This is a genomic window from Pseudomonas sp. AN3A02, assembly GCF_011765255.1.
Classification (GTDB): Bacteria; Pseudomonadota; Gammaproteobacteria; order Pseudomonadales; family Pseudomonadaceae; genus Aquipseudomonas.
This window is the reverse complement of record NZ_JAARNI010000001.1, coordinates 916,786-938,634: the sequence shown is the minus strand read 5'-3', so window position 1 is coordinate 938,634 and position 21,849 is coordinate 916,786. Positions and strand designations below refer to the sequence as shown.

23 protein-coding genes are annotated in these 21,849 nt (G+C 60.2%); 11 read left to right on the top strand and 12 right to left on the bottom strand.

Annotated features, from left to right (window positions below):
• Positions 1 to 29: 29 nt before the first annotated feature.
• Both rhlB and HBJ59_RS04430 read right to left on the bottom strand, forming a co-directional pair.
• Positions 30 to 1,517 carry an ATP-dependent RNA helicase RhlB gene (rhlB, locus tag HBJ59_RS04435; protein WP_167662859.1) on the bottom strand — a complete coding sequence of 496 codons (1,488 nt, stop codon included), beginning with the start codon at positions 1,515 to 1,517 and terminating at the stop codon, positions 30 to 32.
• A gap of 96 nt (positions 1,518 to 1,613) precedes the next feature.
• Positions 1,614 to 2,270 carry an alpha/beta hydrolase gene (locus HBJ59_RS04430; RefSeq protein ID WP_076015686.1) on the bottom strand — a complete coding sequence of 219 codons (657 nt, stop codon included), beginning with the start codon at positions 2,268 to 2,270 and terminating at the stop codon, positions 1,614 to 1,616.
• A gap of 347 nt (positions 2,271 to 2,617) precedes the next feature.
• On the opposite strand from HBJ59_RS04430, the gene HBJ59_RS04425 reads away from it, so the two are divergent.
• From HBJ59_RS04425 to HBJ59_RS04410, 4 genes are all read left to right on the top strand, one after another.
• Complete coding sequence (locus HBJ59_RS04425) at positions 2,618 to 3,649, top strand: amino acid ABC transporter substrate-binding protein (RefSeq protein ID WP_076015685.1); 1,032 nt, start codon at positions 2,618 to 2,620, stop codon at positions 3,647 to 3,649.
• Between the two features lie 72 nt (positions 3,650 to 3,721).
• On the top strand, positions 3,722 to 4,903 hold the full coding sequence (locus HBJ59_RS04420; RefSeq protein ID WP_167662858.1) for an amino acid ABC transporter permease: 1,182 nt from the start codon (positions 3,722 to 3,724) through the stop codon (positions 4,901 to 4,903).
• 10 nt (positions 4,904 to 4,913) lie between these two features.
• A complete protein-coding gene (locus HBJ59_RS04415; protein ID WP_167662857.1) occupies positions 4,914 to 6,011 on the top strand; it encodes an amino acid ABC transporter permease in 1,098 nt (365 codons plus the stop codon).
• A 10-nt stretch (positions 6,012 to 6,021) separates the two neighbouring features.
• Entirely contained in the window at positions 6,022 to 6,786 is a 765-nt protein-coding gene (locus tag HBJ59_RS04410) for an amino acid ABC transporter ATP-binding protein (RefSeq protein ID WP_003171943.1), read from the top strand.
• A 61-nt stretch (positions 6,787 to 6,847) separates the two neighbouring features.
• On the opposite strand, the gene HBJ59_RS04405 is transcribed toward HBJ59_RS04410, so the two are convergent.
• Together HBJ59_RS04405 and HBJ59_RS04400 are read right to left on the bottom strand one after the other, a co-directional pair.
• The gene (locus HBJ59_RS04405; RefSeq protein WP_003216327.1) at positions 6,848 to 7,330 is read right to left on the bottom strand and encodes a type II toxin-antitoxin system MqsA family antitoxin; all 483 of its coding nucleotides are present in this window, start codon (positions 7,328 to 7,330) and stop codon (positions 6,848 to 6,850) included.
• On the bottom strand, positions 7,327 to 7,638 hold the full coding sequence (locus HBJ59_RS04400; protein WP_003216329.1) for a type II toxin-antitoxin system MqsR family toxin: 312 nt from the start codon (positions 7,636 to 7,638) through the stop codon (positions 7,327 to 7,329). Before HBJ59_RS04400 ends, HBJ59_RS04405 begins: the two co-directional genes overlap by 4 nt.
• 159 nt (positions 7,639 to 7,797) lie before the next feature.
• On the opposite strand from HBJ59_RS04400, the gene HBJ59_RS04395 reads away from it, so the two are divergent.
• Entirely contained in the window at positions 7,798 to 8,457 is a 660-nt protein-coding gene (locus tag HBJ59_RS04395) for a FadR/GntR family transcriptional regulator (RefSeq protein ID WP_076015682.1), read from the top strand.
• The gene (locus HBJ59_RS04390) at positions 8,447 to 9,736 is read left to right on the top strand and encodes a CynX/NimT family MFS transporter (RefSeq protein ID WP_167662856.1); all 1,290 of its coding nucleotides are present in this window, start codon (positions 8,447 to 8,449) and stop codon (positions 9,734 to 9,736) included. The genes HBJ59_RS04395 and HBJ59_RS04390 overlap by 11 nt, the downstream gene beginning before the upstream one ends.
• Here HBJ59_RS04390 and HBJ59_RS04385 read toward each other — a convergent pair.
• From HBJ59_RS04385 to HBJ59_RS04350, 8 genes are all read right to left on the bottom strand, one after another.
• A complete protein-coding gene (locus HBJ59_RS04385) occupies positions 9,723 to 10,373 on the bottom strand; it encodes a DUF1120 domain-containing protein (RefSeq protein WP_076015680.1) in 651 nt (216 codons plus the stop codon). The genes HBJ59_RS04390 and HBJ59_RS04385 overlap by 14 nt on opposite strands.
• 11 nt (positions 10,374 to 10,384) lie before the next feature.
• The gene (locus tag HBJ59_RS04380) at positions 10,385 to 11,518 is read right to left on the bottom strand and encodes a DUF1120 domain-containing protein (protein ID WP_167662855.1); all 1,134 of its coding nucleotides are present in this window, start codon (positions 11,516 to 11,518) and stop codon (positions 10,385 to 10,387) included.
• Between the two features lie 10 nt (positions 11,519 to 11,528).
• A complete protein-coding gene (locus tag HBJ59_RS04375) occupies positions 11,529 to 13,994 on the bottom strand; it encodes a fimbria/pilus outer membrane usher protein (RefSeq protein WP_167662854.1) in 2,466 nt (821 codons plus the stop codon).
• A gap of 92 nt (positions 13,995 to 14,086) precedes the next feature.
• Positions 14,087 to 14,809 (bottom strand): fimbria/pilus chaperone family protein, encoded by a 723-nt coding sequence (locus HBJ59_RS04370; protein WP_076015677.1) that lies wholly within the window; start codon positions 14,807 to 14,809, stop codon positions 14,087 to 14,089.
• A 29-nt stretch (positions 14,810 to 14,838) separates the two neighbouring features.
• Positions 14,839 to 15,465 (bottom strand): DUF1120 domain-containing protein, encoded by a 627-nt coding sequence (locus HBJ59_RS04365; protein WP_256670783.1) that lies wholly within the window; start codon positions 15,463 to 15,465, stop codon positions 14,839 to 14,841.
• Positions 15,466 to 15,547: 82 nt separating this feature from the next.
• Positions 15,548 to 16,180, bottom strand: coding sequence for a DUF1120 domain-containing protein (locus tag HBJ59_RS04360; RefSeq protein ID WP_167662852.1), 633 nt, complete (start codon positions 16,178 to 16,180; stop codon positions 15,548 to 15,550).
• A 40-nt stretch (positions 16,181 to 16,220) separates the two neighbouring features.
• Positions 16,221 to 16,838: a DUF1120 domain-containing protein gene (locus HBJ59_RS04355; RefSeq protein ID WP_076015674.1), complete on the bottom strand. Its 618-nt coding sequence runs from the start codon at positions 16,836 to 16,838 to the stop codon at positions 16,221 to 16,223.
• Between the two features lie 43 nt (positions 16,839 to 16,881).
• Positions 16,882 to 17,493, bottom strand: coding sequence for a DUF1120 domain-containing protein (locus HBJ59_RS04350; RefSeq protein WP_167662851.1), 612 nt, complete (start codon positions 17,491 to 17,493; stop codon positions 16,882 to 16,884).
• Positions 17,494 to 17,917: 424 nt separating this feature from the next.
• On the opposite strand from HBJ59_RS04350, the gene HBJ59_RS04345 reads away from it, so the two are divergent.
• The 5 genes from HBJ59_RS04345 (at position 17,918) to HBJ59_RS04325 (ending at position 21,655) form a co-directional block, all read left to right on the top strand.
• Positions 17,918 to 18,739 carry a response regulator gene (locus HBJ59_RS04345; protein WP_076015672.1) on the top strand — a complete coding sequence of 274 codons (822 nt, stop codon included), beginning with the start codon at positions 17,918 to 17,920 and terminating at the stop codon, positions 18,737 to 18,739.
• A gap of 200 nt (positions 18,740 to 18,939) precedes the next feature.
• The gene (locus HBJ59_RS04340) at positions 18,940 to 19,575 is read left to right on the top strand and encodes a response regulator transcription factor (protein WP_076015671.1); all 636 of its coding nucleotides are present in this window, start codon (positions 18,940 to 18,942) and stop codon (positions 19,573 to 19,575) included.
• Between the two features lie 101 nt (positions 19,576 to 19,676).
• The gene (locus HBJ59_RS04335) at positions 19,677 to 20,156 is read left to right on the top strand and encodes a nuclear transport factor 2 family protein (RefSeq protein ID WP_076015670.1); all 480 of its coding nucleotides are present in this window, start codon (positions 19,677 to 19,679) and stop codon (positions 20,154 to 20,156) included.
• Between the two features lie 191 nt (positions 20,157 to 20,347).
• Entirely contained in the window at positions 20,348 to 20,638 is a 291-nt protein-coding gene (locus HBJ59_RS04330; protein ID WP_318301361.1) for a GIY-YIG nuclease family protein, read from the top strand.
• 75 nt (positions 20,639 to 20,713) lie between these two features.
• A complete protein-coding gene (locus HBJ59_RS04325; RefSeq protein WP_167662850.1) occupies positions 20,714 to 21,655 on the top strand; it encodes a glutathione S-transferase family protein in 942 nt (313 codons plus the stop codon).
• Positions 21,656 to 21,849: the final 194 nt, after the last annotated feature.

Genomic DNA, 21,849 nt, shown 5'->3' with positions numbered 1-21,849 from the left:
GCTCGCTCCTACAGAATGCGGCGTAGTCCTTACGGGCGTTTGCGCTCTACAGGGCGCAACAAATGCGTTGGCGGCGTTTCGCAGCTGATCTTGCGACCCAGCAAGGTTTCGATCGACGGCAACTGATACGAATCGTCTTCACCGGCAAAGCTGATGGACACGCCCGCCGCGCCCGCACGGCCGGTACGGCCAATCCGGTGCACGTAGTCGTCCGGCACTTCCGGCAGGGTGAAGTTGATCACGTGGCTGATGCCATCGATGTGAATCCCGCGCCCGGCCACGTCGGTGGCCACCAGCACGCGAATCTTGCCTTCGCGGAAGCCTTCCAGGGTCTTGATGCGCTTGTGCTGCGGCACGTCGCCGGACAGTTGCGCGGCATTCACGCCATCACGCACCAGGCGTTCTTCGATGCGCCGCACTTCGTCCTTGCGGTTGGCAAACACCATGACTCGCTCCCAACCGTTGTCGTTGACCAGGTTGTAGAGCAGCTTGTATTTGTCGGCGCCGGCCACGGCATAGATGTGCTGTTCGACGTTCTCGCTGGCAACGTTGAGTGCCTCGATCTCGACGATGGACGGGTCAGTGGTCCACTGCTTGGCGAGGTTCATCACGTCTTCGGTGAAGGTCGCGGAGAACAGCAGGGTCTGGCGCTCGTTTTTCGGCGGGGTCTGGCGAATGATCTGACGCACTTGCGGGATGAAACCCATGTCGAGCATGCGGTCGGCTTCGTCCAGCACCATCACTTCGACCATGTCCAGGTGCACGTCGCCGCGCTGGTTGAAGTCGAGCAAGCGACCCGGTGTGGCTACCAGGATGTCGCAGTGACGCGCTTCCAGGTGCTTGAGCTGCTTGTCGAAGTCCATACCACCGACAAACGTCATCACGTTGAGGCCGGTGTATTTGGTCAGGTCGGCGGCGTCCTTGGCGATCTGTACCACCAGCTCCCGGGTCGGGGCGATGATCAGGGCGCGTGGCTCACCCATGTAGCGCTCTTTCGGCGGCGGGGTTTCCAGCAGTTGGGTGATGATCGAGATCAGAAACGCGGCGGTCTTGCCGGTACCGGTCTGTGCGCGACCGATGGCGTCTTTGCCGGCGAGGGTGAAGCCCAATACCTGCGCCTGGATCGGCGTGCAGTACGGGAAACCCAGGTCCTGGATGGCGTGCATCAGTTCCGGGGCAAGCTTGAAATCATGAAAGCGGGTTTTGCCTTCCTGGGGCTCGACGGCGAAGTCTTCCAGTTTCCAGGGAATAACCACAGGTTTCGGCGCGCGTTCGCGGCGCGGTTTTTCCTGGCGTGGCTCCTGGCGTGGTTGGTCGGCGGCTGGCTCTTCAGCGACGTTAACCGTGGCGGGTGTGGTCACCGGCTCTTTTTTTGGCGAGGCTACAGGTGCGGTCCGGCCAGGCTGCTGGCCGTCATTGCGGCTGCCTTGAACGTGGGCGGGGGCACTGGAACCTGGCGCGAGCTGCTCAGCCTCGCTTTTACCGAACATCTTTTTGAGTGCTTTGAGCACGGTCATCTCATCAATTGGTTAAGGAATGTACGCCGGCCAGTGTAATGCAAGAATCGGGCGCGGCGTAGTGCGTTGGTCATACGGCTACATAATGTGTGGTTTTCAGCCCAGGCGGGCGGCCAACCAGTCACCAATATCGTGTATCTCCTGGGGTAACACTTCGTGGCCCATTGGGTATTCCTGCCATGCAACGGTGACACCGCGCGACTTCAAATGCTCATAGGCGCTGCGACCCATGGCGTTCTGCACCACGTCGTCGTATTGGCCGTGCAGGCACAGCACCGGAATTCGTTGCTGGCTGGCCGACAATTCAAGTTCGTCGCCAAAGGTGGGAGCGTAGGTGGAGAGGGCAACCACGCCACCCAATGCGCCCTGCCATTTCAGGAAAGCGGTGTGGAACACCACGGCGCCGCCCTGGGAAAAACCGGCGAGGAAAATCCGCGAGGCGTCTATCCCGCTGCTTTTTTGTTCCTTGATCAGGTCAGTGACCATTTTTGCCGAGGCTTCCAGTTCCTCAACGCTGATCGAGCGCGCCGGGCTCATGGCCTTGATGTCGTACCAGCTGGGCATCTCATAGCCGCCATTAATGGTCACCGGGCGTGTCGGCGCCTGGGGCAGCACAAAGCGCGTAGACAGGAGTTTTTCCTGTAGGGCTTCGGCCACCGGCAGGAAGTCGTAGCGATCGGCACCCAGGCCATGCAACCAGATTACGCAGGCGTCTGCGGGCTTGGCGGGCTGAAGAATCAAGGGTTCGGTCATGTCTGCTCCATAAATGTGCGTGCGCTCCGATTGAGTGCGTCGGAACGGTGCGCGACGAGTTGATCTGTTAAGAGAATGTCGCAAGGTTGAATCTTTTGCTCTTGACCATGGGCTGAAACGACTCAGCCACCAGTCTGGTACGGGGCTTGCTATGAGAAACCCGATGTCAAGGCTCACCCCAGGCGGTAACACTATCAGTGACTGACGCCTGGGGGATAGCAACTGGACTTAAAGCAAAAACCTCATGCTGTTTGACCCCAAAAAAAGCCAACACGGGTCGATGTCGCCTCATAAGGGTGCGGTGGGGTTTGAGCTCCGACACAACAAGAGCAAAACTGGAGGTTTGAATGAAGGTATTGAAATCCACCCTGGCCATCGTGACCGCGGCTGCCGTATTGGGTGTCAGTGGTTTCGCCCAGGCTGGCGCCACTCTGGATGCCGTGCAGAAGAAAGGCTTTGTGCAGTGTGGCGTGAGCGACGGTCTGCCAGGCTTCTCGGTGCCGGACGCCAGTGGCAAGATCCTCGGGATCGACGCTGACGTATGCCGTGCTGTTGCCGCTGCCGTATTCGGCGACGCAACCAAGGTCAAATTCAGCCAGTTGAATGCCAAGGAGCGTTTCACCGCGCTTCAGTCTGGCGAAGTCGACATCCTGTCGCGTAACACCACCATGACCAGCTCTCGCGATGCCGGCATGGGCCTGAAATTCCCGGGCTTCATCACCTACTACGACGGTGTTGGCTTCCTGGTGAACAACAAGCTGGGCGTTAAAAGTGCCAAGGAACTGGACGGTGCAACCATCTGCATCCAGGCCGGTACCACCACCGAGCTGAACGTTTCCGACTACTTCCGCGCCAACAACCTGAAGTACACCCCGATCACGTTCGACACCTCCGATGAAAGCGCCAAGTCGCTGGAATCCGGGCGTTGCGACGTACTGACCTCCGACAAGTCCCAACTGTTTGCCCAGCGCAGCAAGTTGGCCTCGCCGAAGGATTACGTGGTGTTGCCGGAAACCATTTCCAAGGAACCTCTGGGTCCTGTCGTGCGTAACGGCGACGACGAGTGGCTGGCCATCGTGCGCTGGGTTGGCTACGCCATGCTCAACGCTGAAGAAGCCGGCATCACTTCGAAAAACGTCGAAGCTGAAGCCAAATCCACCAAGAACCCGGACGTAGCCCGTCTGCTGGGTGCTGATGGCGAATACGGCAAAGACCTGAAAGTGAAGAAGGACTGGGTCGTACAGATCGTCAAGCAAGTGGGTAACTACGGTGAAGTGTTCGAGAAAAACCTCGGCAAAAGCACTCCGCTGGAAATCGACCGTGGCCTGAACGCGCTGTGGAACAACGGCGGCATTCAATACGCACCACCTGTGCGCTGATCGCTGATGGTTCTATCACCCGGTGGGCCAACCGCCGGGTGATGTTCTGTTCCATTATTCCTGGGGCACTTAATGCAAAATCAAATCGGCGCACCAAAACAGAAGCTCAGCTTCAGTGATCCAAAAGTGCGTGCGTGGCTATTCCAGATCATCACGATTGTGGCGGTGGTCTCGTTGGGCTGGTACCTGTTCAACAACACGCAAACCAACCTTCAACACCGGGGCATTACCTCGGGTTTCGACTTTCTTGAGCGCAGTGCCGGCTTCGGCATCGCTCAGCACCTGATCGACTACACCGAATCGGACAGCTATGCCCGGGTCTTTGTGATCGGTCTGCTCAACACGTTGCTGGTGACCGTGATCGGTGTGGTCCTGGCGACCATCCTCGGGTTCATCATCGGCGTGGCGCGCTTGTCGCCCAACTGGATGATCAACAAGCTGGCGACCGTGTATGTGGAAGTGTTCCGCAACATTCCGCCGCTGCTGCAAATCCTGTTCTGGTACTTCGCGGTATTCCTGACGATGCCGGGGCCGCGTAACAGCCACAACTTCGGCGACACCTTCTTCGTCAGCAGCCGTGGCCTGAACATGCCTGCCGCGTTGGCGGCGGACGGCTTCTGGCCGTTTGTGATCAGCGTTGTAGTGGCGATTATCGCCATCGTACTGATGACCCGTTGGGCCAACAAACGCTTTGAAGCCACCGGTGTTCCGTTCCATAAATTCTGGGTCGGCCTGGCACTGTTGGTGGTGATCCCGGCACTGTGCGCACTGGTTTTCGGCGCGCCGCTGCACTGGGAAATGCCGAAGCTGCAAGGCTTCAACTTTGTTGGCGGCTGGGTGTTGATTCCCGAGTTGCTGGCGCTGACCCTGGCCTTGACCGTGTACACCGCGGCGTTCATCGCCGAGATCGTGCGTTCGGGCATCAAGTCCGTCAGCCACGGCCAGACTGAAGCGGCGCGCTCCCTCGGGCTGCGCAACGGTCCGACCCTGCGCAAAGTGATCATCCCGCAAGCCCTGCGCGTGATCATCCCGCCGCTGACCAGCCAATACCTCAACCTGGCGAAAAACTCGTCACTGGCCGCCGGTATCGGTTACCCGGAAATGGTTTCGCTGTTTGCCGGCACGGTGCTCAACCAGACCGGCCAGGCCATCGAAGTCATTGCCATCACCATGAGCGTGTACCTGGCGATCAGCATCAGCATTTCCCTGCTGATGAACTGGTACAACAAGCGCATTGCGCTGATCGAGCGGTGAGGAAACCAGCATGACTTCTCATACTTTCAAACCCGACATGCCGCCACCCAACAAGGTCTTCGGGCCGATGGCGTGGATGCGTGCCAACCTGTTTTCCAGCTGGCTCAACACCCTGCTGACGTTGCTGGCGTTCTACCTGATCTACCTGATAGTGCCGCCGATCCTCAGCTGGGCGATCTTCGATGCCAACTGGGTGGGCACTACCCGCGCCGACTGCACCAAGGAAGGCGCCTGCTGGGTGTTTATCCAACAGCGTTTCGGGCAGTTCATGTACGGCTACTACCCCGGCGACCTGCGCTGGCGCGTGGACCTGACCGTGTGGCTGGCCATCGTTGGCGTGGCGCCGTTGTTCATCTCGCGCTTCACCCGCAAGGCGGTCTACGGCCTGAGCTTTTTAGTGGTGTACCCGATCGTTGCCTACTTCCTGCTCCACGGCGGGATCTTCGGCATGACCAACGTGGCCACCAGCCAATGGGGCGGCTTGATGCTGACCCTGGTGATCGCCACCGTCGGCATTGCCGGGGCCTTGCCGCTGGGCATTGTGCTGGCGCTGGGTCGGCGTTCGAACATGCCGGCGATTCGTGTGGTGTGCGTGACCTTCATCGAGTTCTGGCGCGGTGTGCCGTTGATCACGGTGTTGTTCATGTCGTCGGTGATGTTGCCGCTGTTCCTGCCGGAAGGCATGGGCATCGACAAACTGCTGCGGGCCTTGATCGGCGTGATCCTGTTCCAGTCGGCCTACGTGGCCGAAGTGGTGCGCGGTGGTTTGCAGGCGATTCCCAAGGGGCAGTACGAAGCCGCCGCCGCGATGGGCCTGGGTTACTGGCGCAGCATGGGCCTGGTGATTTTGCCCCAGGCGCTGAAGATGGTGATCCCGGGCATCGTCAACACGTTTATCGCGTTGTTCAAGGACACCAGCCTTGTGATCATCATCGGCCTGTTCGACCTGCTCAACAGCGTCAAGCAAGCCGCCGCCGACCCGAAATGGTTGGGCATGGCCACTGAAGGCTACGTGTTCGCCGCCCTGGTGTTCTGGATTTTCTGTTTTGGTATGTCCCGCTATTCCATTCATTTGGAACACAAGCTGGACACAGGCCACAAGCGTTAGGAGTTTTGTGATGAGTGAAGCGATCAAACAGCCTGTGAGCCCTGAAGGCATTATTCAGATGCAGGGCGTCAACAAGTGGTACGGCCAGTTCCACGTGTTGAAAGACATCAACCTGAACGTCAAGCAGGGCGAGCGTATCGTGCTGTGCGGCCCGTCGGGTTCCGGCAAGTCCACCACCATCCGCTGCCTCAACCGTCTGGAAGAGCACCAGCAGGGCCGCATCGTGGTCGATGGTGTGGAACTGACCAATGACCTCAAGCAGATCGAAGCGATCCGCCGTGAAGTCGGCATGGTGTTCCAGCACTTCAATCTGTTCCCGCACCTGACCATCCTGCAGAACTGCACGCTGGCACCGATGTGGGTCCGCAAGATGCCCAAGCGCAAGGCTGAAGAAATTGCCATGCACTACCTGGAGCGCGTGCGTATTCCGGAGCAGGCCCACAAGTTTCCGGGCCAACTCTCCGGCGGTCAGCAACAGCGCGTGGCGATTGCCCGTGCGTTGTGCATGAAGCCGAAAATCATGTTGTTCGATGAGCCGACCTCGGCACTCGATCCAGAGATGGTGAAAGAGGTGCTGGACACCATGATCGGCCTGGCGGAAGACGGCATGACCATGCTCTGCGTAACCCACGAAATGGGCTTTGCGCGCACCGTGGCCAATCGCGTGATCTTCATGGACAAGGGCGAGATCGTTGAACAGGCGGCGCCGAATGACTTCTTCGACAACCCGCAGAATGATCGGACCAAGTTGTTCTTGAGCCAGATTCTGCATTGATCCATGGGTAATGCTTGAAACAATAAACCCGGCCTGGTGCCGGGTTTATTTTTGCCCTCAATCAAGTTGTGGTCAGGGTCTCGTGTTCTTTATGTACCGTATGCACGGAGTTACGAAGATCTGCGCCTTCACTCAGGATTTTTGCTTCGACCAGCAAGTGGGGGTGACGCTCAAGCAAACGCATCAGGACTACCAGGGACTTGGGGGGCAATACCTCACCGCGCTCGTAACGAGATAAGGCGTTGTGGCCGCCACCCGATAGCAGTTGTACCGTTTCTTTTTGTGAAAGGTGCAGTTTGCGGCGTATGCGCTTCATCTCGGTGCCGACCATCTGCCTGAAACTGTGGACTATTTCATCGCAGTGGTCTGAATAGCGTTCCGCGTCTTCGGGGTCCAGGATCACCTCTCCACATGCCTGGCACTCCCATCCAGACAGATCGTCTATACGGCGATGCAAACCTTTGACTTCCGATGTTTCGCTACGTCCTGAGAAGTGATGCATTCCGTCATGCCTGCCGCAGCTGAAGCATTGCTCTGTTTTCATGGGTTTTTCTCCTTGAAGGAGATCACCGGAGGTTTACCATCCGTGCGGTAGGTCACCTTGATGTAGATCTCCAGATCATGTGAGTGAATGTGATACACATCTTGCCAAACTCGATGGTCGTCATGAGTGGTCATCGACTTGTACAACATCGTGTTTTTCAACTCGAAAATGACCGCCTGCATTTGTTCGATGCTTAAATCAAGATCCTCGCCGCAACGGCGTGCGCTTTGAGTAAATGCTTGCTTTCCAAGCCGCCTGACATCCGCCTTTATCACCGCCAAATCGTAATGAGGTGTGTACTTTTCCATAAGACACCTGAGTCCAATAATTACCCTCTGAGGGTAATTTTACCAATCGAAAATACTGCTCCTTTGCCTCCTCCAGAACCCTAGTGCGTTGCCTTTGTAGGCAACTCCGAATAGGCTGTAGGAAAATTCATCCTATGATTGGATGAAAGGACGAAACCCATGACCGACATCGCCCCCCTGATCAAACGCTCCCTCGTGGATCAAGCCCTCGAACAGTTGCGCCAACGCATCACCCAAGGCGTATGGGCCATCGGCGAGCGCCTGCCCACTGAGCCCGAGTTGTCTGCCGAGTTGGGCATCAGCCGCAACACCGTGCGCGAAGCCATGCGCGTATTGGCGTTCTCCGGATTGATCGAGATCCGCCAGGGCGACGGCAGCTATTTGCGTTCCATGACCGACCCGTTGGGCGCGATGAAAGCCTTGTCCCATTGCACCCTGGTCCAGGCCCAGGAGACGCGGCAGATTCTTGAAGTCGAGGCCATTGGCCTGGCTGCCTTGCGCCGCACCGATGAAGACCTGATCGCCTTGCGCGCGGCACTGAAATCCAGCGGCGACCATTACCACGGTGATCTTGAGCACTACATCAGCTGCGACCTGGTGTTCCACAAACGTCTGGTGGATGCGGCTCACAACCCGGCCTTGAGCGAGCTTTACCAGTACTTTTCCAGCATCGTCGGCGCGCAACTGCGCCAGACCCTGAACATCCAGCCGCGCAGGCAAGCGGTGTTCGACCTGCACGGCGCCTTGCTCGATGCCGTGGAACAACAGGACCCGGAACGTGCCAAGGCGCTTTCCCGGCAGTTGATCAATGAACCTTGAATCCGAGATCCCCATGTCCCGTTCAGAAAACGCCCTTGAAGAACTGCTGATCGACGCCGAAGCCGATGACGATGAATTCCAGCACAGCCCGCCGGTGGTGAGCCGCCCGTGGCTGTTGCTGCTGGGCCTGATCCTGGTGGCGTTGAACCTGCGCCCGGCGCTGTCGAGCATGGCGCCGCTGCTCGCTGAGGTTTCCCATAGCCTGGGTCTCTCGGCCGCCAAGGCCGGGTTGCTGACGACGCTGCCGGTGTTGTGCCTGGGCCTGTTCGCGCCGCTGGCTCCGATCCTGGCCCGGCGCTTTGGCGCCGAGCGCGTGGTGCTGGGGATTCTGCTGACCCTGGCCTGCGGGATCATCCTGCGCAGTTCATTCGGTGAAGCCGGGCTGTTCGCCGGCAGCCTGCTGGCGGGCGCGAGCATCGGCATCATCGGTGTGCTGTTGCCCGGTATCGTCAAACGCGACTTCGCCAAACAGGCCGGCACCATGACCGGCGTGTACACCATGGCGTTGTGCCTGGGCGCCGCGCTGGCGGCCGGCGCCACGGTGCCGCTCAGCCATTACTTCGGCGACAGCTGGAATATCGGCCTGGGTTTCTGGATTCTCCCTGCGCTGGTCGCGGCGCTGTTCTGGCTGCCACAAGTCGGCCAGAAGCACGGCGCCCACCAGGTTGCCTATCGGGTGAAAGGTCTGCTGCGTGACCCGCTGGCCTGGCAGGTGACCTTGTACATGGGCCTGCAATCGTCACTGGCCTACATCGTGTTTGGCTGGTTGCCGTCGATCCTGATCGGCCGTGGCCTGACCGCGACCCAGGCGGGCCTGGTACTTTCTGGTTCGGTGATTGTGCAGTTGGCCAGTTCCCTGGCTGCTCCCTGGCTGGCTACCCGCGGCAAGGACCAGCGCCTGGCCATTGTGGTGGTGATGGTGCTGACGCTGGGTGGGCTGTTCGGTTGCCTCTATGCACCGCTGGACGGTTTGTGGGGCTGGGCGATTCTGCTGGGCCTGGGCCAGGGCGGCACGTTCAGCCTGGCACTGACCTTGATCGTGCTGCGTTCACGGGACTCCCATGTGGCCGCCAACCTGTCGAGCATGGCCCAGGGTATCGGCTATACCCTGGCGTCCATGGGGCCGTTCGCGGTAGGGCTGGTGCATGACTGGACAGGCGGCTGGAACGCCACCGGCTGGATTTTCGCGGTGATCGGCCTGGGCGCGATCATTGCCGGCCTGGGCGCAGGGCGTGCCCTGTATGTCGGCGTCACCAGTGAAAAATCTAGAGGTAGATGACCTCCAGGGTACTGGAGCCATCCATGGTGATCTCGCTGCTCAGGTCCAGGTTCTGCTTGGCGGCGATGACCGTCTCAATCTTCACCCGACTGCTGAGAAACTTGATGGCCGCCGGCCCTGTGGTGCTCCCGGCTTGATCAGTAAACCCCAGGTAGCTGCGCGCGCCGATATCAATCGGGTTGCTGTTGGCGCTGCGCCAGGCCAATCCGCCAGTGGTGGATTCGGTGCCATAGACTTCCAGCAAAGGGCTGGCCTCGGTTTGCGTCGGGTCGAAGCTCAGGGAATAGAGCCCGATCTTGTTGCCACTTTTATCCAGGCCCAGGCCGTAGAAAATCTCGCTGTTGACGTTCGCCGTGCCGTCTCGGTTATCGCGCATGCGCAGGGCAAAGCGACTGTTGCCGTTGCAGTCGACGGTCACGTCCAGGTACTGGATCGGCAGGCGGGTGCCGCGATCAAGGTTCAAGTCTTTCTGGGAAATCTTGCCGTAGTCGATCAGGCCATTACTCGATAGCAGCGGTGTGCAGGCGGTCGGGGAGAGCAAGCCCTCGACGGTCAGGTTGATGGTGGAGGCACCCAGTGCCACGGTGCTCAAACCCAGTGTCGATACTGTCGCGAGCGGGATCAGGAAGCGCTTCATGGAAAAGTCCTCTAGAGGTATTTGATTTCGATCGTGCCTGAGCCGTCGAGCAGTACGTCGGTGCTCAGGTCCAGGTTATTGGTGGGCGCCAGAATCGCCCTGACACTCACTTGGCCACTCAAATGGGTGATGGCCGAAGGCCCCGTGTGGCTGCCCGGGATGTCGGTGAAGCCCAGCCAGCTGTTTTGGCCAATGGGGATCGGGTACGCGTTGGAACTGCTCCAGGCCACACCGCCAGTGGTGGAGTCGGTGCGATAGAGGGTGGGCAGGGTATCGGCCTGCATATCGAAAGGGTCGAAATACAGAAAGTAGCGGCCGATCTTGTTGCGGCTGTTGTCCACGCCCAGGCCGTAGGCTGTCTCGTCGGTGCCGCCCGTGGCGGAGCCTTTGCGGTTGTCGTGCATCAGCAGGGCGAATTGCGTGGGGCCGTCACAGCCAATGCCCAGGGTCAGGTTGCGGGAAGCCAGCGCCGTGTCGCGGTCGGCATTCAGGCTTTTGGCCCACATGCGGCCATAGTCGATTACGCCGCCGTTGGACAGGTTGATTTCGCAGGCCGCCGGGGCGAAATGGGCGTTCAGGGTCATCTCCCGTGCGCGGCCGGTGGCCACCGCGTCAAACAATCCGGAAGCTTCCCAGGTCACGGCGTCGCGCACTTGGGTGGCATCTCCCAACGCCCAGGCACTGACCCGCAGTTGTACCGAAAAGCTGCTGCCACGAGCCGGCAAGCCGTCGCGTAACGGCGCGATCGCCTGGTCCGCGAGCCAGTCCAGCAGGTTGGCGCGGGTGCCAGGTGGTTGCCCCGGGCCGGAGATCAAACCCAACTCCACCGCCTGCCCGTCGAGCACGCCATCGCTTGCCTGCACGGCATAGCTGCCACGGTCACTGAAACGAAAACGTTCGCTGCCGACGGCGGCCAGTGCTCGGTAAAAAATGCTCATGTCCGCGGGCTGTGCGCAGTTGAGATTCAGGCTCAGGTACCGCTCCCCCAACTGGATTTCACGGCTGGCAGGACTGTGGATGACCCGGTTCATCAGGCCGAAGTCCAGGTGTGACTCGCTCAGGGTCAACTGGCAATCGTCCGCCAGTGCCTGGGCCTGGTGGGAGCCAAGCAGGGCCAGCACGCAGATACGTGGTAAGTGCTTCATCGCAGGTTCCTCATGGCGTCAGGCACTGAGCCGCAACGGTCTCGAAATACACTTGGGGATCGGTTTTTTGTTCCAGGCTGAAGTGCAGTTCACAGCGCTTGATGCCGAGGCCCTTGACCCACAGGCGGCGCGGATCCGATACGTTGGGCAGGAACACTTGGCTGCCTTCCTGCACCAGCGTTACAAACTCGCCATCGGCCGTGCTCACCGTGGCTCCACGCGGCAGTGGTTGCCCCTGTGGTGTAGTAACCGTCAACAATGCCCGGCGGGTAACGGCCACGCCGAACTCAACCCTGTCCACGGCGCCTCGCCCAGCGGAAATGACCGCCAGACCATTGCTGATGTCGGCATTGCGCGGCAGCGAACGGGTTTGCACCTCCACTGCGCTACGCCCGTAGGCGGCTACTTGCGAGACCACCGCCTGGCCCAGCCCGTCGGTCCACACCGGGCCACTGGGTGTGCTGAGCTTGATCCCGGCCATGTCCCCCACCGATACCAGTGCGAAGGTGTCGCGTACCGGATAAGGTGAAAAGGTCAGGCCGTCGCCGTGGGCGACGATGGCGCCACGGGCACCGCCCTGGTAACTCGAGCGCTCGGCGTCGGAGCGGCTGTAGTTAAGGTCGAGCTGGCTGTAGCGCGGCAGATAGGACACTCCCAGCGTGGACTCCACTTGCTGGTCGCGGCTGTCATGTTCGGCGCTGACCCGGTAACTCAGTTGGTCGTTGACCTGTTCACTCAAGCCCACGCCGATGCTGTGTTCACCCCCGGAATTACGCATCCAGGTCCGGCCCCTGCGGGTTTCTCCCAGGGGCACGCTGAGGGTCAGGTACACCGCGTTGTCGTCATTTTGACGGCCGCTGACTTGCCATTCCGCACTGGCCGACACCGACACGCCCCGTACACTGGTGCCCCAGGAGGCCAGGGCCCGGCTACTGTTATCGCCGTTGAACGTGCTGGTGCGTGAAACTCCCGCGTTGAATGCGCCGAGCCAGGGGTGCGCCCAACCCAGGGACAGGCTTTGCTGGTCGCGGTAGCGCGAGCGCCGACCGTTGTCGTCCTCACGGTAGTCATAGGCAGTGTCTTCCAACTCGCGGTAACCCGGCGTGCGGTGGGAGGTACCCGCGGTGATCGACCATTGCTGGCCCAGGCGTTGGGACAACGACAGGTCGGTCTGTAGCCCGCGCACGTTTTCCCGGCCGCTGGCGTCGGCCAGTTGAGTGGCCAGTTGCAGTTGGCCGTCCGCCCACGGCAACCAGCCCAGGCTGGCGCCGGTGGAGCGGTAATCCTCCGCCATCAAGGCGCCGGCACCCACGCTGACCAGCGGGTTCAACGCGCCGCTCCACCCGGCACTGACCACCCATGGATCGTCACCTTCAGTTTGGCCGATATTGCGCACACGCCCGGCGCCTACCGAGTAACCCGGAGCCGCCAGCCCGCTGCCGAGCATCGCGGCGGGCACCGTGAACCGGCGCTGTTCGCCGGTGCTTTCCTTGACGGTTACCTCGACATCCGAGCGCGTATTCAGGCGCCGCACATCCGTCAGTGAGAACGGCCCCGCAGGCACGACGGTTGAATGAATCAACGCGCCGTTCTGCCGAACCTCAACCTGGGCCGGGCTGTTGGCGATGCCGGCGATGGTCGCGCCTTGTGCCTGATCCTGCAGGGCCTGTTCGGTGAACACTTGAACCCCGGTGATCTGAGCAGTGGACAGCACCGGGTTGTAGAGCGTCACTTGCCCGGCCTGCAACACCGCCTGCTGCGCAGCAAAGGTGCGCTGGGCGTAGGCTTCCAGGTGGGTGGTACGCGAGCGCTGTTCTTGCCAGGTTTGCACTTGGCGGCTGCGCACGATCCAGTCGCCGGCGTTAAAGCCGACTTCCGTATTGGCCGAACCGAAACGGCTGCTGTCGTCACCGTAGCGGTTGTAGAGCCCGGTCACGTCGTAGTTGAGCAGGCCGGCAAAACCACCCGTTTGGTAGCCAGACAGCTCGCGTTTTCGCGGGCGCAATGCCTCGGTGGGTACTAATAATGAAACGCTGAGGCTTGCTGGGTCTTGTTCGATGACGGTTTGCGGGTATTCGCCAAGAAAGTCATGGCAGCCCGTGCTTGCCAGCGGTGCAGGCACCACCAGGTTCGCGGTGTCCAGCAATGGCCGATCAAAGCACAGCGTGCCCTGGCTGTCGAAGCGCACATCCACCCGGCCGCGCCGTTGACCATTGACGGTCAGGCTCACGGCATGAACGCCGCTGGTATAACGCGGCGCATCCAGCAGCAAGTACGCCAGTTCAGGGTCGATGCCTCGCTGCTGCAGAGTTTGCGGGTCAAAGGATTGTCCGGCGGGCGCAGCCTCGGCCCACGAGGACGTAAACAATAGGACCAACGCTGGTTTCAGGGCGATCCAGGCCAATTGTCTGGGACGCAGGTGTGGAGAAAAACCGCCCACGGCTTTGCCGTCACGGTCGGGAGTTACTGTGTTCACGAGAAGGCACTCGGGTTATGGAAGATGGCCTGTGCAGGCGGTCTTCCCGGTGACGGTCTGGGCAGTCACTTCGTTATAGGTGCGTGGTGGTTTCAGCGTTGGGTAGCGGTATTGATCGGCGCTTCGAATGCCGCCACCGCAAAGCCATAAACCGTCGCCGGTTGCATGCGTACCGAGGTGGCGACCTTGTCCGGAGCCGGCACGCTCAGGGTTTCACCAGGCAGGATGTAGGTTCGAGGCAGTACGGCCTTGTCATTGCCCGGCAACAATTGCAGTTCCTGCGCCATGCGCACCACGTATTTGCTGTCGTTCAATACCCGTAACTGGCCATTGTCCAGGGACCAGGTCAGGCCCTTCCACGGGGTGCGATTTGGCGCCAAGCCCTTGGGATGAAGAATCACCGGCAGGTTCTGGCGTACCGTCACGCCTACTCGTGCATGCCCGGCCTCGGCAGGCGTGCGGTCCTTGGGCATGCCTTCGAAGATCACCCGTTTCAGGCGCTGGGTTTGCAGGGGTTTCTGGTTCTGCAGGATAAACCGCACCAGCTGGCTTTTATCCGCTTCGACCCGCGCCAGGGGAGGGGTCACAAACAGCAGCGGCTCGAGGTCTTCGGGCAGGTCTTCGAGGGTGACGTGCAGCAGCGCGAGCTTGTTGTCGGTGTTGGTCACCGACACCGACGCTTCACCTTCTTCTTCATAGACAATCACCACCGAGGTGTCGGGCACCATGCCATCGGCCCGGGCCTGGGTGCTCAACAGCCAGGCAAGAGCGCCGAGGCTGCCGAGGATCCGGCATAAGGTTGAGTACGTTTTCATGAGGTGCATCCTGATTGAGTGCAGGGCGGTTACAGGTAACGCAAATCCAGGACCAATGAGCCATCGAGCGGCACCTCGTGTTTGAGGGTCAAACGGTGTGCCGGGTTGATAACGGTGTTGGCGCGGATGCGGGTGGTCAGTTCCACGATGTGTTCGGGCAGCGGGCGACCTGGCCGGGAAAAAGCCATCAAGGCCCTGGGGTGAATCGCCTCTTGCGCGGTCCAGGTGGCGCCCTGGTTGGTCGAGGCCATTGATTGCATCGGCTGGGTGTCGGCCAGGGCATTTTCGAACGCCAGCGAGACCGAGCCCAGGTGCTCGTCGGGAGCGTGGGTGTTCTTGCCCAAGCCAAACGCAGTGCCGGGCGCAGGTGATGAGTCTGCTCGATCATCGATGCCCACCAAGGCAAACAGCATGGGGGCAGTGCAGTGGATTTCCAGGTCCAGCCATTGAGTAGGCAGGGCGGTGGGCGTGCCTGGGTTCAGGCCATGGGCGGCGATCTTGCCGTGGTCGATCACACCGTTGCCGGACAGGGTGGCAGTGCAGGAACTGGGAGTGACCAGGCCCGAGACGGTCATGTCGGTGGCGGTGTCGGCGAATACTGTGGAGCCGGTGTTCAGCAGTAACAGCGTCGCGAAAGCGCGTAGGTGTTTGTTCATCATTCGGTCTTCAGTGCGGTCGGTATGAAGAGCGAACGTCGCCTGGATGCGACGTCGCCGTGATGCACGTCCATGGCTTGGGTTACAGGTACTTGACTTCGAACGTGGCGGAGCCGTCGATTTTATGTTCGTCGCTCAAGTCCAGGCTGTCGGCGCGGGCGATAAAACCCCAGATATTCACGTCAGTGGTCACCCTGGCGATCGGGATCGGTAGCCAGACGCCCGATGAGCGATCACCAAAGGCTGCGAGCGAAGACGGGGGGATTCCGGTGGACCCGTCTCGCCATGTGGCGCCGTTGTCGATCGATTCCAGAACTTGAGTCGCGCCGGTCTCGGTGACGGGGTTTGCCAGTGCAACCATGTAATTGCCCAGCTTCTGGTCGTTGTTGATCAACCCCAGGCCGTACGTACGAGCGGAGGGTCCGGAGGCGGAGCCTGCACGATTGTCGGTGCCTTTGATTGCAAACAGCGTGGCACCGTCGCACTCGATAACCATCTGCAAGGTGGTCATCGGCAAGGGGGTCTGTGTGGTCAGGTTCAGGTCCTTGGCCGACAGCTTGCCGTAGTCGACCACTCCGCTTCCAGACAGGCTCGGCGTACAGGCATTGGGGGTGATTGTCCCGGTGACGGTGAGGTCTACCGTGGATGCTGCGAGAGCTTGCGCGCAAGTGCCCAGCAGTAGCGTGGCGATCAAGGCGTTAAGCGTGTTGTTCATGGCTGCAAGGTTCCTTTGGATTGAATCCGGATGACGTGGATTACAGGTACTTCATTTGCAAGGTGGCGTGGCCGTCCAGAGGGATCTCATCCAGTACAGTCAGGCGGTCGGCACTGTCGATCATGGTGTACAGACTCAGGTCGGCGGTGAACCGGGTCACGGCAATCGGTACCAGGCTGTTGCCGGCAGCGCCGATGGCGGTAAGGGACGTGTGGCCGAGGAATACCGAAGGGTGCCAGGTGACGCCACCATCGCCTGAGACCAGTGTCTTGGCGGGGACGCCGTCGGCCACGGCGTTGTAGAGACCGAACCCGGTACTGCCCAGTTTTTCGTCGTCGGGCGTCATGCCCAAGCCGTGCCAGTTCTCGTTGATCGCTGCAGTTCCGGCGCGGTTATCGATGGTGCTGAACGCCAGCAGCGTCTCGTGGTTGCACTCGATGCGCAGTTGCAGTGTCTGGCGCGGCAGCGAGGTGGGTTTGTCAGCGGATAAATCCTTGGCCGTCATCTTTCCGTAATCCACTACACCTCCACCGGAGATCGTGGGGTCGCAGGCATTGGGCGTGATGGTGCCCTTGACGGCGAGGTCGGTACTGCTGGCGGCGAATACGGCCGGGACAAGCAGCAGGGTGGCGAGAAAGACAACGGGCGAGGAATTCATCAGCTGTTTGACCTATGCATTTTCAAGAGCGGGTGGGGAGTGTTTACAGGTAAACCACTTCAATGGTGGCCGAGCCGTCGATGTCGACTTGTCCGCTCAGGTCCAGGCCGTCGGTGCGGTTGATGTAGCCGCTGTACTGGATGTCGGTGATCAGCTCTGCGGTCGGGCGTGGGGTGGTGTCGCCTACTGTGGACACGGAGAGCATCAGTTGGTCTTCAAAGCTGGTGTAACGCTCCCAGGTGGTACCGCCATCGAACGACGCAATGGCTTGCACGGTTTCGTTGTCGGCCACCGGGGCGATCATGTTCAGGCTGTAGGCGCCCAGGGATTTGCCATTGTTGGTGCCGAGGCCGAAGTAACTACCTGTTCCCGACTCACGTCGGTTGTCGGTGGCCTTCAGGGCGAAAGGAGTCGCTGCATCGCAGGTCACGATCATTTGCAGCGTTTGCTGCGGGAGCGGGGTGATCTTGTCGGTGTTCAGATCCTTGGCCGACATCTTGCCGTGGTCGATGATGCCGCCGCTGGACAGGGTCGGGTTACAGGCATTCGGCGTAATGATGCCCTTGACGGTGAGGTCGACGGTGCTGGCGGCAAAAACCGATGAAGTGCCAGTGATCAACAGCGCGCCGGTCAGTGCAATCAGGTGCTTGTTCATGTTGTGTTGTCTCGGTGTGGTAACTGACGGATGCGACTCACCGCAGCGACCCAGCGAATAAAGGCTGGCGCGGTTCGGGTTCAGTCAGTGTCGATGTGTGACCGCCAGGTGAAGTGGCGGGGTTGCCCTCTTGGGGTGGGGCGCAATTTAGCGCTGGTGGGGAGGAGGGGAAATACAAGAATTACGACAATCCAGTTGTGTTCGGGCTGACATACGTCAAGTGGGAATTGGCGTACTGTGGTGTAGGAAAAACTGCCTTTTTCGTAGTTCTTGTATCGTAAACATGACACTCATATGGGTAGTTTGAATCGGTAATGGGCGCCACTTAGGTGGGTTGAAAATTCCCGCTGTGCGCGCCCTCAACTGACGACCTGCCAGGGTCAGCCGATAAACCTGGTAAGTCGGCACCGATATCGAGGTGGCCATGACGCCAAGCGTATTTGCTGACGACGGCCCAAAGCAGCAAACGGTGCCATGGCGCAGTCCCCCTGCTCATTGGAAGCATTTGAGCGTACTGATCGTCGAGGACCATCAGGCCTACCGCGCCCTCATGGGCTGGTTCCTGCAAAAATTCGAAGTCGATCACGAGTTGGTGTGCAACGGACAGGCCGCGTTGACGGCCATCGCCATTCGGCATTTCGATCTGGTGATCAGCGATTGCCGCATGCCGCTGCTGGACGGCTACAGCATGACCCGCGAGATCAGGCGTCGCGAGGCCGCGCACAATCGCCCGCGTGTGCCAATCATTGCCTTGACCGCCAAGCTCTCAACAGATGATGCCCGGCGCTGCCTGGAAGCCGGCATGGATGCCTGGCTGCTCAAGCCGCTGACCCTGGAGCAATTGCGCGAGGTGCTCGAGCAGTGGCTGCCTAAGCCGCTGGGCGCATGTGCGAGCCCGCGCTCCGGCTCACTCCCTGGGGCGGCGTGGCCCACCCGCGCCGAGCTGGTCAAGACATTTGGTGATGAACAGGTGCTGAACCAGATGTTAGGCACCCTGGTGCTGGAGGCCGAGGCAGATTACGCAGGCCTGGTGAATGCCTGCCGTATCCTCGACCGCCACGCGATGATCGATTGCCTGCACCGCCTGACGGGAAGCCTGGCATTTTTTGGCAGCACAGACCTTGATCGCCGGGCTGCGCGACTGATCGAGCAGGTGCGTGATCAAGGCATTCGGCGCAACTGGCGGGCGCTGAAACAGTTCGACCAGGACCTGATGGTGTATCTGCGCTATTTGACAGATTTATGACACTTCCAGCGATCTTGTAGGAGGTGTTACTTATTTGAGTAGTGTTAGTTTGTAAGTTGTTTCCTTTTTTATTGTGGGCAAAAAATCATCTACTTAATAACACGGGGCTCAAGTAAAAACCGCTCTCCGGTGGGCAGTTGTTGCACAGGGCTTACGGGGTTATTTTGCGAAGATCATTTTGCCATCACTCATGGGTTTATATGCTTCGCGTAATAATTGCTGACGATCATCCTATTGTGCGTATAGGGCAAAAGGTGGTTATCGAGGCCAACGGCAAGTGCAAAGTAGTTGGGGAGGCCAATGGGCCCGATGAGCTGCTAAGGGTACTGGGCAGCACTCCCTGCGACGTGCTGGTGACGGATTTCGCCATGCCGGGCGGGCAGCAGGCAGACGGCTATGTACTACTGGGTTTGTTGCGGCGCCAGTATCCCGGGTTGCCGGTCATCCTGGTGACGATGTTTGCCAATATCGCAACGCTGCGCGCCTCGTTCGCCGAGGGCGCCAAAGCCATTGTCGCCAAGAGCGCCTCCGCCCGTGAGCTGCCCACGGCGATCAAGGTGGTCAGTGAGGGCAAGACCTTTGTCAGTGAGTGCTTGCGGGCGCAGCTGGTTCAGGCGGGCACGGGTGACCAGTCACAAACCCCGCAACTGTCCGGCAAGGAGCGGGAAGTGGTGCGGATGCTGGCCAGCGGGATGACGGTCAGCCAGATTGCCGCCCGGGTCAATCGCAGCATATCGACCATCAGCAAGCAGAAGAGCACCGCGATGAATCGGCTGTGCATCTCCACCGATGTCGACTTGTTCGCCTATGCTCGCAGCAGCGGAATGGTTCCCTGAAACCTGTGGGGTGAGATATTCCTGGCGTTGATGCCAGTAGTGTTCCCGGGCCTTGGGGATTATCGTACCGGCCATACCAACCCCTTTTGCGGAACCTGCCCATGAGCGACGCCCATAACGCCCTGATCACCGAGTTCTACAGCGCCTTCCAGCGCCTGGATGCCGAGGCGATGAGCGCCTGCTACACCGACGACGTGGTGTTCAGCGACCCGGCGTTCGGCGAGCTGCGTGGCCGTGATGCCGGCGACATGTGGCGCATGCTGACCACCCGGGCCAAGGACTTTTCCCTGACCTTCGACAGTGTACGCAGCGATGAAATCACCGGCAGCGCCCATTGGGTAGCGACCTACCTGTTCAGCGCCACCGGCAACACCGTGGTCAACGATATCCGGGCGCGCTTTGTGTTTCGTGACGGCAAGATCTGCGAGCATCACGACCACTTTGACCTGTGGCGCTGGTCGCGCCAGGCGTTGGGCACCAAAGGGCTGTTGCTGGGCTGGACGCCGCTGGTGAGAAACGCCGTACGCGCCCAGGCCTTGAAAGGGCTCAAAGCGTTCCAGGCCCGTGGCGAGGGGGCTTGACCTGTGGCGAGGGGGCTTGTCCCCCGTTGGGCTGCGAAGCAGCCCCAGAAAGACAATTGAGGTCTTTCAGAAATACCGCGATTGCTGATTTATGGCCGCTTCGCGGCCTAACGGGGGACAAGCCCCCTCGCCACAGGACGTGGAGGCATTGATAAGATGCGTGTTCTTCTCTTGTGGTGTCGGAACGGATTGTGAATAGCGCTTCTGAATGTGTGCCTGTCGAAGTCAAACCGTGGTTTGTCTACCTGGTACGTGCCGCCAATGGCTCGCTCTATTGCGGGATCAGCAACGACCCGGTGCGCCGCTTCGCCATGCACCAGAGCGGCAAAGGTGCACGGTTTTTTCTCTCAAGCCCCGCCGTGGAGCTGGTGTATACCGAAGCGTGTGCGAGCAAGGGCGAGGCGCTGCGCCAGGAACGGCTGATCAAGAAACTCAAGAAAAGCGCCAAGGAATGCCTGGCGGCTACAGGCCCATCACGCTGACTGATGGGTTCCCATCACGCCAATCAGCGGTTGGGCGCGCTAAGCTGAGCATCCACTTGTTTAGCGGAGTCCAGCATGTCCGAGTTGATTCTTCACCATTACCCGACATCCCCGTTCGCCGAAAAAGCGCGCCTGCTGCTGGGCTTCAAAGGCTTGTCCTGGCGCTCGGTGCACATCTCGCCAGTGATGCCCAAGCCTGACCTGACCGCGCTCACCGGCGGCTATCGCAAGACGCCGGTTTTGCAGGTGGGCGCGGACATCTATTGCGATACCGCGTTGATTGCCCGGCGCCTTGAGCAGGAGAAATCCACGCCGGCACTGTTCCCGCTCGGCCAGGAAGCGATCACCCGCACCTTCGCCGCCTGGGCCGACTCGGTGGTGTTCGCCCATGCCGTCAGCCTGGTGTTTCAGCCGGAGTCGGTGGCCGTGCGTTTTGCCAAGCTGCCGCCGGAAGCGATCAAGGCGTTCATCGCTGACCGCACTGCCTTGTTCAGCGGTGGTTCAGCGACCCGCATCCCGGCGGAACTGGCACGCCACCAATGGCCGGCGATCATGGCGCGGCTGGAGCAACAGTTGCAGCGCGAATCGGGGGATTTCCTGTTTGGCGAGCCGTCGATTGCCGACTTCTCCCTGGCCCATCCGCTCTGGTTCCTCAAGGCCACGCCGGTGACGGCGCCGTTGGTGGACGCTTATCCGGCCGTTTCGGCCTGGCTGGGCCGGGTGTTTGGTTTTGGCCATGGCACCTCCAGCGACATGAGTTCGGAACAGGCGCTGGAGGTGGCCCGCAACGCGGCACCGGCCGCCTTGCCTGAAGAGTTATTCGTCGACCCGAACGGCTTCAAGGCGGGCGAGCAGGTGACTATCTCTGCGACCGATTACGGTGTTGATCCGGTGGCCGGGGAACTGCTGTTTACCGGGAGTGAAGAGCTGATTCTGCGGCGCACCGACGAACGCGGCGGCAGCGTGCACGTGCACTTCCCACGCTTCGGGTTCCGCATCCAACCCCAAATCCTGTAGGAGCGAGCTTGCTCGCGAAAAACCAGAGAGCGCAGTTGGGTGTCAGGTTCCCAGCGTTATCGTTAACGACCTTCGCGAGCAAGCTCGCTCCTACAGGGGGCGGTGTGTTTTCCAGAAATATTTTCAGTTATAGGTGAGGTAAACCTGTCGGCGATCCGTGTAGTGCTTGAAACTGCGATTAATTCGCATTAACA